Source organism: Erwinia sp. JH02 (assembly GCF_013074405.1).
GTDB lineage: Bacteria > Pseudomonadota > Gammaproteobacteria > Enterobacterales > Enterobacteriaceae > Erwinia > Erwinia rhapontici.
In genome coordinates, this window is record NZ_JABANZ010000002.1 from 230277 (window position 1) to 245972 (window position 15696).

Annotated in this window: 16 protein-coding genes; 11 read left to right on the plus strand and 5 right to left on the minus strand. The window is 54.0% G+C overall.

The genetic code is table 11. The features are described 5' to 3' along the window. Positions 1–34: 34 nt before the first annotated feature. The 5 genes from HHI26_RS05725 (at position 35) to HHI26_RS05745 (ending at position 3076) form a co-directional block, all read left to right on the plus strand. Complete coding sequence (locus HHI26_RS05725) at positions 35–304, plus strand: hypothetical protein (RefSeq protein WP_159337498.1); 270 nt, start codon at positions 35–37, stop codon at positions 302–304. Then, positions 301–546 (plus strand): hypothetical protein, encoded by a 246-nt coding sequence (locus tag HHI26_RS05730; protein WP_133845717.1) that lies wholly within the window; start codon positions 301–303, stop codon positions 544–546. The genes HHI26_RS05725 and HHI26_RS05730 overlap by 4 nt, the downstream gene beginning before the upstream one ends. Before the next feature lie 122 nt (positions 547–668). Beyond that, the gene (locus HHI26_RS05735; RefSeq protein ID WP_171148771.1) at positions 669–1532 is read left to right on the plus strand and encodes a hypothetical protein; all 864 of its coding nucleotides are present in this window, start codon (positions 669–671) and stop codon (positions 1530–1532) included. A 177-nt stretch (positions 1533–1709) separates the two neighbouring features. Next, entirely contained in the window at positions 1710–2627 is a 918-nt protein-coding gene (locus HHI26_RS05740; protein WP_133845719.1) for an SPFH domain-containing protein, read from the plus strand. After that, complete coding sequence (locus HHI26_RS05745; protein ID WP_171148772.1) at positions 2624–3076, plus strand: NfeD family protein; 453 nt, start codon at positions 2624–2626, stop codon at positions 3074–3076. Before HHI26_RS05740 ends, HHI26_RS05745 begins: the two co-directional genes overlap by 4 nt. On the opposite strand, the gene cueR is transcribed toward HHI26_RS05745, so the two are convergent. Beyond that, positions 3073–3483 (minus strand): Cu(I)-responsive transcriptional regulator, encoded by a 411-nt coding sequence (gene cueR, locus HHI26_RS05750; protein ID WP_171148773.1) that lies wholly within the window; start codon positions 3481–3483, stop codon positions 3073–3075. The genes HHI26_RS05745 and cueR overlap by 4 nt on opposite strands. A gap of 171 nt (positions 3484–3654) precedes the next feature. Here cueR and HHI26_RS05755 point away from each other — a divergent pair, with 171 nt between their 5' ends. Beyond that, a complete protein-coding gene (locus tag HHI26_RS05755; protein ID WP_171148774.1) occupies positions 3655–4149 on the plus strand; it encodes a DUF2938 domain-containing protein in 495 nt (164 codons plus the stop codon). Positions 4150–4183: 34 nt separating this feature from the next. Here the strand turns inward: HHI26_RS05755 and HHI26_RS05760 are convergent, their stop codons facing one another. Next, entirely contained in the window at positions 4184–5962 is a 1779-nt protein-coding gene (locus tag HHI26_RS05760) for a flotillin family protein (RefSeq protein WP_159337500.1), read from the minus strand. Between the two features lie 38 nt (positions 5963–6000). Next, positions 6001–6636: an OB-fold-containig protein gene (locus HHI26_RS05765; protein WP_133845724.1), complete on the minus strand. Its 636-nt coding sequence runs from the start codon at positions 6634–6636 to the stop codon at positions 6001–6003. A 219-nt stretch (positions 6637–6855) separates the two neighbouring features. Here HHI26_RS05765 and copA point away from each other — a divergent pair, with 219 nt between their 5' ends. From copA to ybaK, 3 genes are all read left to right on the plus strand, one after another. Further along, positions 6856–9378, plus strand: a complete 2523-nt coding sequence (gene copA / locus HHI26_RS05770) for a copper-exporting P-type ATPase CopA (RefSeq protein ID WP_171148775.1) — start codon at positions 6856–6858, stop codon at positions 9376–9378. Positions 9379–9465: 87 nt separating this feature from the next. Continuing rightward, complete coding sequence (locus HHI26_RS05775; RefSeq protein ID WP_133845726.1) at positions 9466–10269, plus strand: TraB/GumN family protein; 804 nt, start codon at positions 9466–9468, stop codon at positions 10267–10269. Between the two features lie 178 nt (positions 10270–10447). After that, positions 10448–10930, plus strand: coding sequence for a Cys-tRNA(Pro)/Cys-tRNA(Cys) deacylase YbaK (gene ybaK, locus HHI26_RS05780; protein ID WP_133845727.1), 483 nt, complete (start codon positions 10448–10450; stop codon positions 10928–10930). A 7-nt stretch (positions 10931–10937) separates the two neighbouring features. Here the strand turns inward: ybaK and HHI26_RS05785 are convergent, their stop codons facing one another. Then, the gene (locus tag HHI26_RS05785) at positions 10938–11804 is read right to left on the minus strand and encodes a LysR family transcriptional regulator (RefSeq protein ID WP_133845728.1); all 867 of its coding nucleotides are present in this window, start codon (positions 11802–11804) and stop codon (positions 10938–10940) included. A gap of 88 nt (positions 11805–11892) precedes the next feature. Between HHI26_RS05785 and HHI26_RS05790 the strand changes: the two genes are divergently transcribed. After that, positions 11893–12342, plus strand: coding sequence for a multidrug/biocide efflux PACE transporter (locus HHI26_RS05790; RefSeq protein WP_133845729.1), 450 nt, complete (start codon positions 11893–11895; stop codon positions 12340–12342). A gap of 66 nt (positions 12343–12408) precedes the next feature. Here the strand turns inward: HHI26_RS05790 and ushA are convergent, their stop codons facing one another. Beyond that, positions 12409–14169 (minus strand): bifunctional UDP-sugar hydrolase/5'-nucleotidase UshA, encoded by a 1761-nt coding sequence (ushA, locus tag HHI26_RS05795; RefSeq protein WP_171148776.1) that lies wholly within the window; start codon positions 14167–14169, stop codon positions 12409–12411. A gap of 182 nt (positions 14170–14351) precedes the next feature. On the opposite strand from ushA, the gene HHI26_RS05800 reads away from it, so the two are divergent. Next, a complete protein-coding gene (locus tag HHI26_RS05800; protein WP_159337505.1) occupies positions 14352–15551 on the plus strand; it encodes an MFS transporter in 1200 nt (399 codons plus the stop codon). The last annotated feature ends 145 nt before the right edge of the window (positions 15552–15696 follow it).

Below are 15696 nucleotides of genomic sequence, written 5' to 3' on the forward strand. Positions count from 1 at the left end.
ACCCCTTTCGAAACGACAATGGAGAGTGACTCAAATGATACCGGAACACCTGGCGCTGATTGCAGAAGCGCGTTCGATCTTGCTTAAGGCGCTCTCGGACAGCGAACAGTATCGAAAAGAACATCTTTCAGCCTGCCTGCAACTTTCACAGGCAGCGAGCCACGCACTCTCGCTTACGATAAAACTGGAGCGAGGGTCTGCTGCAGAACAGATTAATTATGCGGAACTGCTTGAACGACAGATGGTCTCTGTTCGGGCCTGTCAGGCAACATTAACGAAATTATCCCATGGGGTAACGCAATGACCCGATTTTCACAGCCGATTGAAGACAAGGTAAACGTTGAGAAACATCACCGGATGATGGATCACATCTCATCAGAGTTCGGGGATGAAATGTTAAGGACGATTCTGTTGCTGAATGCCCGTCTGATGACGTTGAGTATGGATGATCTGAAGTCTGTGGTGGTCAGCGTTGTTGCCCGGGATGATGCAAAGCTCACGATGAAACGTGACAGCACCGGAATTGACCTTAAAATCGGATTTTAACGAAGGCAGTCTATTAAAAAGTCTCTGCATTGCGTTGCCCTGTTCTTCGCTCACAGGCCGCTGACTTTCACACTCGAAGATATGATATTATGACTTCCCCCGGGAAACAGGAAGTTAATAATATGTCACATATTTTCTTTGAGTTTGATCTTGAGCCTGGCGTGAAGTCAGTGGCCGATTTGAACTATGTCCTTCGTGATAGTGACAAAAAAACAGCATTTGTGATGAGTGCTGAGGTGGCAAAGTTTGTCAAAGATGCGCTGATCATTAATGACACCATTATCAGCTTTAAAAACTGCTGCTTCGCTTTCGAAAAAGGTGCAGAGTTCGTCGAATTTGACCGCAAAGGTCAGTCGGTACGTTTCTCTGAACCTGTCCCCGCCTGGTTTATTAAGCCAGCCCTGTTTGCGCGGTCCGACTGGCTGGATAATCATGCGCTGGCCGATCTGCCTGCTCCTGAGTTCATCAAAGCCTTCAATGAGAAGTTCCCGGATCTGCAGGAGCGCAGAAAGCACGCGGATTACCTTTTTGACCTTCAACTTCACAAGACAACCTCACCTCATCAGGAAGTCACCAGGACGGTGGGAAACACCAACGGTAAATCAACCAAACCCAAAGTCACCGATCTGGGGTCATTCCAGCTGTTTCAGCAGTTCTTCGACAGGCTTAAGTCTGCGGTAATGGCAGATGAGTTCCCCACCCTCAACGTTTTGACGGCATCTGAGAATGTGAATAAGGTGCCAGGCAGCTATCGCCAGGCACTGCGTACCGCGATGAAAGCAGTGACCAACGAGTTGCCCGTCAACAATAAGCGCCAGGCCGCAGGCAATCCGGCCCTGTTCTGCGCCCCTATTCGCGACAAAATTGCGGAGATTGAAGCGATTGGGCTTGAGCCCTATTACCAGGCATTGTCAAAAGCGATCGCACAGGCCGAGGGCAGCTACATTGCTGATTTCTCTTTCCAGTTCACCAGACAAAAGAGTTAAGCGCTAACAATACCAACAACAGCAGGATGGCGCTGTCATGGGTGTTACAATATCATCAGATAAGGTGCAACCCGGTAGCGCTGTGCTCTGGTGGACGGATTCGAGTGTCGAAGGGGCGTTCGGGCTAAAGGGTCGCCCAGTAAAGTGATGAATAATAACAATCTGGAGGTTATTTTTATGTTGGCTGTGATTCCCGTCATTATCATTCTGGCCCTGATCCTCGTCTGGTCAGGTATCAAAATCGTCCCACAAGGTTTTCAGTGGACCGTTGAACGCTTCGGCCGCTATACCAATACACTCCAGCCCGGCCTGAATCTGGTGATCCCGTTTATGGATCGCGTGGGCCGTAAAATCAATATGATGGAACAAGTGCTGGATATCCCCTCGCAGGAGATCATCTCTAAAGATAACGCCAGCGTCACCATTGATGCCGTGTGCTTTATTCAGGTGGTTGACCCGGCGCGCGCCGCCTATGAGGTCAGCAATCTTGAGCTGGCAATCATCAACCTGACGATGACCAACATGCGTACCGTGCTGGGATCGATGGAACTGGATGAAATGCTGTCGCAACGTGACAACATCAATACCCGCCTGCTGCATATTGTCGATGAAGCGACCAACCCATGGGGCATCAAAATTACCCGTATTGAGATCCGCGATGTTCGCCCACCGGCTGAACTGATCGCCTCGATGAACGCCCAGATGAAAGCCGAACGAACCAAGCGTGCCGATATTCTGGAAGCGGAAGGGGTTCGCCAGGCCGCGATCCTGCGTGCTGAAGGGGAAAAACAGTCGCAGATCCTGAAAGCAGAAGGTGAACGTCAGTCTGCATTCCTTGCTGCGGAAGCGCGTGAACGTAGTGCTGAAGCCGAAGCGCAGGCAACAAAAATGGTATCTGAAGCCATTGCCGCCGGGGATATTCAGGCGATTAACTACTTTGTAGCGCAGAAATATACTGATGCCCTGCAAAACATCGGCTCCTCCAGCAACAGTAAAGTGGTGATGATGCCGCTGGAAGCCAGCAGCCTGATGGGATCTATTGCCGGGATCAGCGAATTGCTGGGCGAAAGCAAAGCGGAGCGTAACCGCCGATGATCGATGAACTGCTCGCCAACCCGTGGTGGCTGTGGCTGACCTTCGGCGGCCTGCTGCTGGCGGCGGAGATGCTGGGTGCCAGTGGTTATCTGCTGTGGAGCGGCGTTGCTGCCGTGCTGGTCAGCCTGCTGGTGTGGCTGGTGCCGATGCCGTGGGAGTGGCAGGGGCTGAGTTTTGCCGTACTGACCATTCTCGCTGCACTGTGGTGGTATCGCTGGCTTAAGCACCGCGACCGCCGAAATCCTCCTTCGACGTTGAATCAGCGGGGTCAGCAGATGATTGGCCGCCAGCTGACGCTGGATGCCGGGCTGGTCAATGGCTTCGGGCATGTGCGTATTGGTGATGGTAACTGGCGCGTCCAGGCAGAGGAAGATTTGCCCGCCGGTACGCAGATCACCGTGGTAGCGGTCGAAGGGATCACGTTACGCATTGTCCGTCGCGACGTTTAACCCTGCTTAGCGCTGTGGCAGCATCCGGCCAGGTGATTAATGATCGGGCACTCGGCGCTGTCATCGCCCGGGCAACTGGCGGCGAGATCGAGCAACTTCTGGCGCATTAGCTGGAGTTCACTGATATGAACTTCGATCTCCCGCACTTTGCTGAGCGTCCTCGCCTTCACATCGGCGCTGTGGCGTTCAGGATCGTTAAACAGGCTGACCATCTCGCGGCACTCATCCAGATTAAACCCGACCTGGCGGGCCTGGCGCAGCAGCGTCAGCTCCTCCAGGTGTCTGGCACTGTAGCTGCGATAGCCATTTTCGGTACGCAGCGGCGGCGTCACCAGCCCTTTTTCTTCATAAAAACGGATCGCTTTGCTGGTTAATCCGGTTTTCTTTGCCACGTCGCTGATATTCATTATTCCTCCGGGCGGCTTAAGCAGGATCCATAACTAATCCAATTTTCTGCCCCAGTCAAACAACAGGTCTTCGTCCCCTCTACTTTGGTACAGGTTGCTGCCGTTTACTTTGACATCCTGCATGCCAATCACAGACAGTCGACAAAATAAACACGTGAAGAGGACGGCACGATGCAGGAGAGTTTAATGCTGGCAGGGCAAGCTGTTTTGTTGGGAACCGGCGCAACACTGGTGATGGATCTCTGGGCATTATTGCAAAAGCAGTTATTCAAAATCCCCTCTCTGGACTATCGGCTGGTCGGGCGCTGGCTGGGGCATATGCGTCATGGGACGTTTAGCCACTGCACCATTTTGCAAGCCACTCTGGTCAGGGGTGAAGTGGCCGTCGGCTGGGGAGCACACTACTTGACGGGGATAATGTTCTCTGTGCTGCTGATTGTCCTCGTCGGCCCACAATGGCTTTCGGCGCCAACATTCCTGCCCGCGTTGCTGATGGGGATAGTCAGCGTAGTCGCACCGTATTGCCTGATGCAGCCTGCGTTTGGCTTCGGCTTTGCGGCGGCCAACACCCCTGCCCCCTGGACCGTACGCTGGCGCAGCCTGGTCGCCCATACCTCCTTTGGCATTGGCATCTGGCTGACAGCATTAGTAATGAGTCAGAGTTAACAATCCCCCTGGTGGGTGACCAGGAGGATTGAGGTCAGATAAGGGGGGTAAATTTCGCGGATGTCAGTGATTCGACGGGAGGTGAAGAAGCCAAAGGAACGGCAACCTCCGCACTGGCAGGCGAAGAAGGTGCCTCATCGTTTGCTGCGGGTTGATCGCTGTCACTCGCCTGGGCCGCCACTAGTCCCGCCGTCAGATCGTTGAGCGATCCTCCTGCCAGACCCACTTCCTTCAGCAATGAGTCCAGAATGGGCGCATGGGCACGATAAGAGAGTGCAGCAGACAGCGCCTGTTCCGCCAGATTTCCCCCGGCCATCGTGGCAGTCCCCGAGGAAGCCCCACCTGAGGTGCGATTTAAACCATCCACCTGGATGATTTTGATGCCTTCAATGGCTTTCATCGGCTCCACGGATTTTTCAATAACCGCTGGCAGCGCCTGTAGCAGAGCAAGTTTAAATTTCAGGCTGGTCTGGTCGCTGGAGAGCATATTAACGGCATCATTCAGCGCACGCTGGGCTTCCGCTTCCGCCAGGCCTTTTCTGCGCGTTGCTTCTGCCAGCTGAATAATGGCCGCCGCCTGCAATTCTGCGGCTTCTTTCTCTGCACGGGCACTCAGGGTTAACTGTACCGCTTTGGTTTCAGCGTCCTGAGTGGCCTCGATCAGGGCAACCTGTTTGGCACGATCGGCCTCCGCGGTTTCACGGGTGGTCACCACGTTTTGTTCGGCTTTCACGGCTTCTGACAGCGCAAGGTTAGCCTGCGCCTGGGCCTGAGATTGCTGTTCAGATTTTGCCGCAATCGCAATGGCTTTATCCTGCTGTGCAATTTCAGTGACACGGGTTTGTTCAATCTCTTTGACCTGAACGTCCCGGCTGGCTTCCACTTCGCGGGTTTTCAGCACCTGCTTACTTTCAATTTCCGCTTCCTGGATCTGACGTTCGGACATGATCCGGCTCTGCTCTGCTTCGCGGCGACGTTCGGCCTCATAGGTCGCAATTTTCGAGGACTGTTCGGCGCTGCGTGTCTTGATCTGCTGTTCCTGATCTAAAGACATGAAAGATTCCTGCTGTTCAATTTCCAGCTTGCGCGCCAGGGCATCACGGTTTTTTTCACGCACGGCAACTTCAACATCCTGCTCAACTTCGTTGCGTTCCCGGCGTCTGCGCTCCGTTTCCTGCGTCAGCTTGGTCAGACCCTCGGCGTCAAAGGCGTTATTCGGATCGAAAAACTCCTTCGAGGTCTGGTTAAAATTGGTCAGAGAAACGCTTTCCAGCTCAAGACCATTTTTGCTCAGATCTTCCGCCACCGTGTTTTGTACCCCCTGGACAAATTTTTCACGGGTATCCTGCAAATCCTGCATCGTCATCTGTGACGCGGTCGAACGCAGCGCATCAACAAATTTATCTTCCACCAGGATGCGCAGATCCTCAGGGGATAAAGTACGTTGCCCCAGCGTCTGAGCCGCGGTTGAAATACCTTCCACCGTCGGTTTTACCCGCACAAAAAAAGCGACAACGACATCAACACGCATACGATCTTTGGTGATCAGGCTGTCCACTTTAGAACGGCTCACCTCCAGTTTTAGCGTATTCATGTTAATCAGAATAATTTCATGAAATACCGGCAGAACAATGGAACCGCCGCTAAGAACCACTTTTAGTCCTCCCAGACCAGTTCTGACAAAGGATTGTTCCGCAGAGGCTTTTTTATACAGCCGGGAGAATATAATCCCCACAATAATAAGGACGACAAAAACGGCTAATGCAATTTCACCCCAGAAATACCAACTATCAATGTTTGTCACTTCTTCCATTACAATCCCTTAGTTAAAAATAGACGTGTGAGGCAGTGTTACCGATGTTCAGACCAGGGATGAGACATCCCTTCGAATAAAGATGAGGTGAGACGCGCCGTAATGATAATGGTCTCGCCAGGGGAGAAAATGTCATCCTCGCTGTCTGGCTGTACGCGTAAATAATGCGTTTGCTGAAACTTATCGACCAGCCGACACTGGGCAGGATGCCCCATGCTGGCCGTTCCTCCCACCACGGTCGCCATACAGCCAATAAAACTCTCTTCAGACAGTGCGCTGCTTTCGTATTGTGGTAAAAAACGCGCAAGGACGGCGCTTATTTTTCGCACGAAAAGCACAGAGATTACGCCCGCTGGTAACGCCACCAGCCCGCCAGGAAGAGGTTTGCCCAGCGCGTACAGCAGTGCCCACTGTAAAACCATTCCGCTGATAGAAAAGCAGGACAGCAAGAGAATAAACAGAATGAATAAAGGGACTTTGCCAATATTTAACCAGTCCAGCCCCTGAGAAAATAAAGACTCACCGGCATGAATATGCGGCGACAGCAGGGTATCAGTATGTGAGAAAACACTCATGCCAAATATAATGGCAAGAATTTCCACCAGACCAAATAACAGGATCAACGCGAAGGTGATAAGAAAAATGGCATTTTCAGGTAGTAATATAAAATTCATTGCAGACGCCTCCCTGTCTGATAATACCCGGCTAAAGGTGACGCTGCGCCTGAGTAATAAGCTGAAACAGTTTACGTGCTCGGGAAAGGCAGATCCAGATGTAAATCCGGTTATTTATGCCCTCAGGCCTGGGGATAAATATCGTTACACTGGCTTGACCTTACCCTTGCGGGAAGGTTTAACCTGAGCTTCGGTGACATATTCACTCAGGAGAAAATCATGACACACACCACGTTACTGGCGCTGGACGGACTGACCTGCGGCCACTGTGTTAAACGGGTTAAAGAAGCGCTGGAACAGCGTGACGACGTGGAGCAGGCGGACGTCACGGTGACGGAAGCCCGCATTACCGGTGATGCCAGCGCCGATGCGCTGATTGCCGCCATCGAACAGGTGGGTTATCACGCCAGCCTGCCAGAAGGGGCTTCTCACCCAAAGCCTGATACGCTGACAGAATCAGAACCTCAGCCGGAAGCGCTGACAGCGTCCCTGCCAGAGCTTCCGGCAACGACTCCCGCTTCCGATCCCGACAGCTACCAGCTGTTGATTGACGGCATGAGCTGCGCCAGCTGCGTTAGCCGCGTACAGAGTGCGCTGCAAAATGTCGCTGGCGTCAGCCAGGCGCGGGTTAACCTTGCCGAACGCAGCGCGCTGGTGCTGGGTTCGGCTTCCCCCGCCGCACTCATCGACGCCGTGAGCCGTGCAGGATATGGTGCGGAAATCATTGAAGATGACGTGAAACGTCGGGAAAAACAGCAGCAAACCGCGCAGTCTGCGGTAAAACGTTTTCGCTGGCAGGCGATCCTGGCGCTGGCGCTGGGTATCCCGCTGATGGGATGGGGAATGATCGGCGACAATATGATGCTGACCGCCGACAACCGCAGTGGATGGCTGGTGGTGGGCGTACTGACCCTGCTGGTCATGATCATCGCCGGGGGGCATTTTTACCGCAGCGCATGGCGCAGCCTGCTGAACCTTAGCGCCACCATGGATACGCTGGTCGCACTGGGTACTGCCGCCGCCTGGCTTTACTCCATCACCGTGAATCTGTGGCCCGATCTGTTTCCGATGGCGGCACGCCATCTTTATTACGAAGCCAGTGCGATGATTATCGGTCTGATTAATCTCGGCCATATGCTGGAGCAGCGCGCTCGCCAACGCTCGTCAAAAGCGCTGGAAAAATTGCTGGATCTGACCCCGCCCACAGCGCGTGTTGTCACGGAAAACGGTGAGCAGATCCTGCCGCTGAGTGACGTGCAGTTGGGGATGACGCTGCGCGTCACCACCGGCGATCGGGTACCGGTCGACGGCACGATCCTGCGCGGTGAAGCCTGGATGGATGAAGCCATGCTGACCGGCGAAGCCATCCCTCAGCAGAAGTCATCGGGTGATGCGCTGCATGCCGGGACGGTATTGCAGGACGGCAGCGTGCTGTTCAGTGCCACCGCCATCGGCAAGAACACCACCCTGTCGCGTATTATTCAGTTAGTCCGCCAGGCGCAAAGCAGTAAGCCGGAAATCGGCCAACTGGCGGATAAAATTTCAGCGGTGTTTGTCCCGCTGGTGGTGGCGATAGCCCTGTTCAGCGCTGCTGTCTGGTATCTGGTCGGCCCCGCACCGCAGATGGTCTACACCCTGGTGATTGCCACTACCGTACTGATCATCGCCTGCCCTTGCGCACTGGGGCTGGCTACGCCGATGTCGATTATTGCTGGCGTTGGTCGTGCCGCCGAGTTTGGTGTCCTGGTGCGTGATGCCGATGCCCTGCAACGTGCCAGCACCCTGAGCACCTTAGTCTTTGATAAAACAGGCACCCTGACCGAAGGTGCGCCGCGTGTCGTTGAAGTCCTGCTGTTTAACGGGGCTGACCGGCAGACCGTGCTGCGCCAGGCTGCGGCCCTGGAGCAGGGTTCGAGCCATCCGCTGGCACGCGCCATCATTGAGTACGCCGCTCTGGCGACGCTGCCCGAGATTGAGCAATTTCATACAATACCGGGGCTGGGGGTCAGCGGCATACTCGCTGGCACTCCGCTGCTGCTGGGTAATCCACCGCTGATGGCGCAGCAGCAAATCGCGACCGGGGCGATCACCGGGCAGGTGGAACAGCAGGCAGCAAGCGGCGCTACCCCAGTACTGCTGGCAGCCGGAGGGGAAATTGTCGCCCTGTTTGCCATCCGTGATCCTCTGCGTAAAGAGAGCGTCAGTGCGCTACAAAGACTGCATAAACGCGGTTATCAGCTGGTGATGCTGACAGGCGATAACGCCATTACGGCCAATGCCATTGCGCGTGAAGCAGGTATCGATCGTGTGATTGCCGGGGTGTTGCCGGAAGGCAAAGCCGATGCGATCCGCGCCCTGCAACAACAGGGCCAGCAGGTGGCGATGATTGGTGATGGCATCAATGATGCTCCGGCCCTTGCGCAGGCTGATGTGGGGATCGCAATGGGTGGCGGCAGCGATGTGGCCATCGAGACAGCGGCGATTACGTTGATGCGTCAGGACCTGAATGCGGTGGCCGATGCTCTGGCGATTTCCCAGGCGACGCTTCGCAATATGAAACAAAATCTGCTTGGGGCATTTATTTATAACGCCTGTGGCATCCCGATTGCGGCCGGGGTGCTGTATCCCCTGACGGGGACCCTGCTCAGTCCCGTGGTGGCGGGCGCGGCGATGGCGCTTTCATCCATTACCGTGGTGAGTAATGCTAATCGTCTGATCCGCTTCCGCCCGCCGCAATCGTAAGTCGGCTAATGAGTGCTGCGTTTTGCCCTGTCCGTCAGCGACTTATCACGCTAGCATAGTGTGATTGACAGCATGAGGCAGAAAACGATGGCAAATCTTTTGCACAGATTTCAGATGTTGTGGCGCAGGCTGTGGTCGGTAAGTTACCGCTACCCGGCCCTCGATATCACGTTGGGTCAGCGACATCTGCATCTGGTGGGCAGCATTCATATGGGTACCCGCAATATGATGCCCCTGCCAGCGGTGCTGTATGAACGGCTACAGCAGGCCGATGCTCTGATTGTTGAAGCGGATATCACCGGCGGGGCATCCCCCTTCAGTGAAAGTGAGAGTTGTCCGCCGCTGGCTGAACGCCTTTCTGCAGAGCAGTGGCCACAACTGCAACGCCGCTGTGAAGAGTTAAGCATCGACCCGGAGCGCGTCGATACGCTGCCCGCCTGGCAGGTGGCGCTCATGCTTCAGGCGCAACAGGCGCAACGTCTTGGGCTACGCGCCGACTGCGGTATCGACTATCAACTGCTCCAGGCGGCGCGTGAACGGCAGAAAAAAGTGATTGAGCTGGAAGGGCCGGAAACCCAGCTGGCACTGCTGAAATCGCTGCCGGACAACGGCCTGCCGTTACTCGAAGATACGCTACAGCACTGGCAAACCAATGCACGCCTGCTGCAAACCATGGTGAGCTGGTGGCTGGAAGCCCCACCGGGCAGCATCGGAAAACTGGCCTTGCCCAGCACGTTCAGCAGCAGTCTGAATGACCTGTTAATGCATCAGCGTAATCAACAGTGGTGCCAGTTTTTACGCCAGCTGCCACCCGGGCGCTATGTGGTTGCGGTGGGTGCCCTGCACCTTTACGGCGAGGGAAATCTGCCAGGTCTGCTGATTCAGCGATAAAAAAAAGGCCGATATCTCTATCGGCCCGTCAATAAGGACATATTTATGATTTTTGTTATCGTCTCAGCGGTTACGCTGACGCGGGCAAGATTGTCGCTCAAAGCGTAATATTTCGCCAGCATTTTTGTTCATCAATTGTTCACTCGTTCATGGAAAATACGACAGAAGGTTAGTGACTATGACACCTGCGGTAAAACTGCTGGAAAAGCAAAAAGTCGCCTTTACGCTGCATTCTTATGAGCATGACAGCAGCGAAACCCACTTCGGAGACGAAGCAGTACGCAAGCTGAATCTCGATGCGGATCAGGTGTATAAAACCCTGCTGGTCGCGCTGAATGGCGATAATAAAACGCTGGCCGTGGCGGTGACGCCGGTGGCCGGGCAGCTCGATTTAAAGAAAGTCGCCAAAGCGCTGGGAGCGAAAAAGGTCGAGATGGCTGACCCATTGTTTGCCCAGCGCAGCACGGGTTATTTACTTGGCGGCATCAGTCCTTTAGGGCAAAAAAAGCGCCTGCCAACGGTGATTGACCACCTTGCGCAGCCGTTTGCTACGATCTTCGTCTCCGGCGGCAAGCGCGGGCTGGATATTGAACTGAAGCCGCAGGATCTGGCGCAACTGCTTAATGCCAGCTTTGCCGATATCGCCAAACGCGGCGATTAACGCGGCTTTACGCAGAGCGCTGGGCCAGCAACTGATCGATCATCCAGCGCCCTGCAGGGCCGGGTGGCGTACGGCGTGACCAGATCACATCAACCTGAATACTCTGCGGCCAGCCGTCCACCGGCAGTTCACGCAGTGTCTGGTGACCAAACTGCTGGGTCAGCCAGCGCGGCAGAATACTCCAGCCGAATCCCTGTTCAGCCATTTCCAGCAACAACAGATAAGACTGCGCCAGCCACACTTTTCCGGTCGGCGCAGGCGTGCGCTCCACCCAGGTATTTAGCCGAAGCTGGCGCAGCCCTTTCAGCTCCTGCTCAGTCACCTTATCCTGCTGCGCCAGCGGATGATCCTGATGGAGAAAAATCGCCATCTGCGCTTCTACTTGCAGGCGTTTCACGCAAATGTCCGACGGATAATGCTCCTGCACCCGCACCACGCCGATATGGGCTCGCTGGCTGTTTAACAGATCAATTACGTCGGCATCTTCGGCAATCATGCATTCGAATTCGATATCCGGATAGCGACTATCAAAGCGTTGTAGCAGTGACTCATGATAATCAGCCTGCCAGAAATCGGAGATCGCCAGTCGCAGACAGGGCTCTATTTCGCCGGAAAGCCGAATAGCCAGCTCGTCCAATTTTGCTGATGCATTGAGGATCTCTTTGACCTGCGCCAGCGCACGCTGCCCGTTTTCAGTCAATACCGGGTTACGTAGCTCACGGCTGAACAGTGTAAAGCCCAGATCGTTTTCAAGATTTGCTATTGCCGTACTGATGGTTGACTGGCTTTTGCGCAGCGCACGCGCCGCCGCCGAGAAGGATCCGCTTTCCACGGTTTGCACAAAAGCTTCCAGTGATTCCGGTGAGTAACGCAAAGATGTATCGCTTTTATCGATGGATAGTCATTTTATCTTAGCAAATAAAACGTGGAAAATAGCGTCCATAGAAAATTAAGGAGGATGTATGTCTGGTCGTACGCTAAAAGAACGTTTTTTCCATGCCGCAGGTTTCGAAGTGCTGGCGATTGCACTGGTGTCACCTTTAGCCGCGTGGATTATGGATAAACCCCTGTTTCAGATGGGTGCGCTGGCCATCATGCTGTCGACGGTAGCGATGATATGGAACATGATTTATAACGCCGGATTTGATCGTCTGTGGCCGCGCGAAAAAGTGACTCGCGGTATCGGCCTGCGTATTCTGCATGCACTGGGCTTTGAGGGCGGCTTTATTCTGATCGGTCTGCCACTGGCAGCCTGGATGTTGGGTATCAGTCTGTGGCAGGCGTTGATCATTGAAATCGCCTTCTTCCTGTTCTTCCTGCCCTACACCATGGCGTATAACTGGGTCTATGACAAAGTACGTGAGCGCATCATGAATTCACGCCAGCCACAGCCAGTGAACAAACATGGTTAATGGCACTGCGCAGAGGTTGTTGTTGGGGTCGACCGGAAAAAGTCGTCGACCCCATGGGTAACACCGTTATTGCTTCGCCGTATCCAGTTTCGCCGGACGCCACTGTTTAGGGTCTGCCGGTTTCTCGCTTTCTGCTGCTTTCTCCGGTGCCTTCTCTTCTGATTTCACTTCTGCTTTCTGATAGACAATTTCCCCGGCAGGCTGATACTTCGCCACATCGAGCGGAGAGTGACTCTGGATGTACTGTTTCAGCACTTCGGCATCCACAAAACCGGTATTCACATAGCCTGGCAGCTTATTCACCAGCGGATAGCCATCACCGCCCGTGGCATTAAAACTCAGGGTGGCCATGCGATAGGTTTTATCCGCTTCCAGCGGTTTACCGTTGATGAGGATGTTACTGACGCCGGTGCCGTCTGCCGTCAGGCTGACGCGCGCAAACTGTGCATAGGCACCTGAATCAACCTGTTTATTGGCCACTACTGCGAGATACTTCTCAACTTCGCTGCCTTTCATATCGACATACACCAGCGTATTACCAAAAGGCTGCACTTTCAGGACATCTTTATAAGTGATGGCACCGCCCTCAATCGAGTCACGCACACCGCCGCCGCTCATGATGGCAAAGTCAGCTTTGGTCCGTTCGATCTGTCCTTCCAGAATCAGACGCGCCATGCTGGTCTGCACAAAACGCACTTTGCTGCGATCGCCCTCCAGCCGTCCGTTAACACTGCCGATTTTCACGCCCAGTTGCGCCTCACCCTTTTTCTGGAACGGAGTCAGCAGTTTTTGCATGGCCGGGTTTTTCGCGATCTCGGGGGTGTAATTGACCCAGGTGGTGCTGCCGTCAGCATTCTTCACTTTATGCTTCAGGTTAATCGGCACCAGCTCATAGTGATCCAGCGTCAGCTTGCCGTTCAGGAAGGTGAAGTCCGCACGGCCGATGTATTTCCCCCACTCGTGAGCCTGGACAATCCAGGTACCGTTCTGGCGATCGGGCGTACAGGGTGTTCCGGGCACATAGTCAGCCTGCTTCACATTCTCTTTCGCCATGCACACCGGATCCTGCGAGTGCCCTCCCACGATCATATCGAGGTAACCGGCTGGCAGTTCACGCGCCATTTCCACATCACCCGGCGCATTCGATCCGTGATGACCGTTGTCGTAATGGCCCATATGTGTGGCCGCGATAATCACATCGGGCTTCTCTTTCGCCCGCAGCTGTTCGACCACCGCTTTTGCTTCGGTTGCCGGTTTATGGAACAGGATGTCGGTAAAGTTTTCCGGGTTGCCGATTTTCGCCGTATCGTCGGTGGTGAGGCCAATAACGGCAATTTTCAGCCCCATACGGTTAAACAGGGCGTAAGGCTGGAACAGCCGCTTTCCGGTGCTTTTCTGATAAATATTGGCGGAGAGCAGCGGGAATTTAGCCCATTTCTGCTGCTGACGCAGCACGGAGAGCGGATTATCGAACTCATGGTTTCCAATCGCCATTGCGTCATAGCCAATCAGATTCATCCCGCGAAAATCGGGTTCCGCGTCCTGCAAATCAGATTCCGGCACGCCGGTATTAATGTCACCGCCCGAGAGGATCAGGACAGCACCGCCGTGCGCCTGCACGTCATAACGGATCTGGTCCATCATGGTTTTTTGCGCCGCCAGGCCATATTCGCCCTGTTCGTTATTCCAGAAACGCCCGTGATGATCGTTGGTGTGAAGCACCGTGAACTTATAAGTCCGGTCTTTCACCCACGCCTGGGCCATCAATGGGGTGCTTAATAACGCCACCGTCAGAACGCTGGCGAAACTTCTTTTCAATAATGGCACTGTGACCCTCCTTGTTGAACAACTCTGACAACAGAAAATGAATGGCTGATACCCAAAATATTTGACGGGTATGATTATGCCGCAGGCTTAACGCTAAAAGATAATTACTGTACCTTATGTTATTAGCAAGCTAAGGGCTTTCTGCACCCTATAAAAACACAAGACAATGACAGGTTAACTTAATGGCAAGCGAACACACCCTTTCCTCTTCAAAGACGCCGGTCCGGCGTACCTCATTTGGCATACTTGGCGCGATCAGCGTTGCCCATTTGCTTAATGATATGATTCAGTCGTTGATTCTGGCGATTTATCCTCTGTTACGCGAAGACTTTTCGCTGAGTTTTGTGCAGATCGGTATGATCACCCTGACCTATCAGATGACAGCCTCTCTGCTACAACCATTGATTGGCCACTTTACCGATAAACACCCGCAACCCTGGTCGTTGCCTGTGGGTATGGGATTCACCCTTTGTGGGCTGGTGCTGCTGTCGATGGCCAGTACTTTCCCGATGATCCTGGTGGCAGCAGCGCTGGTTGGCACTGGCTCCTCGGTGTTCCATCCAGAATCTTCGCGCGTGGCAAGAATGGCCTCCGGTGGACGCCATGGGCTTGCACAGTCACTGTTTCAGGTAGGCGGTAACTTTGGCAGTTCTCTTGGGCCGCTGCTGGCTGCATTGATTATCGCCCCTTATGGTCGCGGTAATGTCGCCTGGTTCTCGCTGGCCGCCCTGCTGGGGATTGTCGTACTGTTGCAGATTAGCCGCTGGTATCAGAACCAGAACCGCGTTGCCAAAAGTCAGACTGCCCCGGCAGTGAGCCTGCTGCCTCGTCGTCAGGTGGCCTTTGCCATCACGATTTTGCTGGTGCTGGTTTTCTCAAAATATTTCTATCTCACCAGCCTGAGCAGCTACTACACCTTCTATCTGATGCATAAATTCGGGCTTTCCGTGCAGAATGCCCAGCTACATCTGTTTATCTTCCTGTTTGCCGTCGCGGCGGGCACGGTCATTGGCGGCCCGATTGGCGATAAAATCGGTCGAAAAAGAGTGATTTGGGTGTCTATTCTTGGCGTTGCCCCCTTCACGTTGATGTTACCTTATGCCAACTTGTGGTGGACCGGTGCGCTGTCAGTCGTGATTGGCTTTGTACTGGCGTCGGCGTTTTCCGCCATTCTGGTCTACGCCCAGGAATTGATGCCGGGCCGTATCGGTATGGTTTCCGGGCTATTTTTCGGTTTTTCCTTTGGCATGGGTGGGCTGGGTGCCGCCGTATTGGGTGTGGTCGCCGATCATCAGGGCATTGAACTGGTCTATCAAATCTGCGCTTATCTGCCACTTCTTGGAATTCTGACGGCTTTCCTGCCTGATAACCGACATAAATAGTCCCATCCCGGTGCGAATCAATGCAATTGGCACCGGGTCACCGGCTTGTAACGTCTGACCTGCACACTGATAACTGTCTAAAATCGCACTCTGTGCGAACTTTCTCTCAATGATTCAGATTTTTTGCCGTTATAACCAATAATGA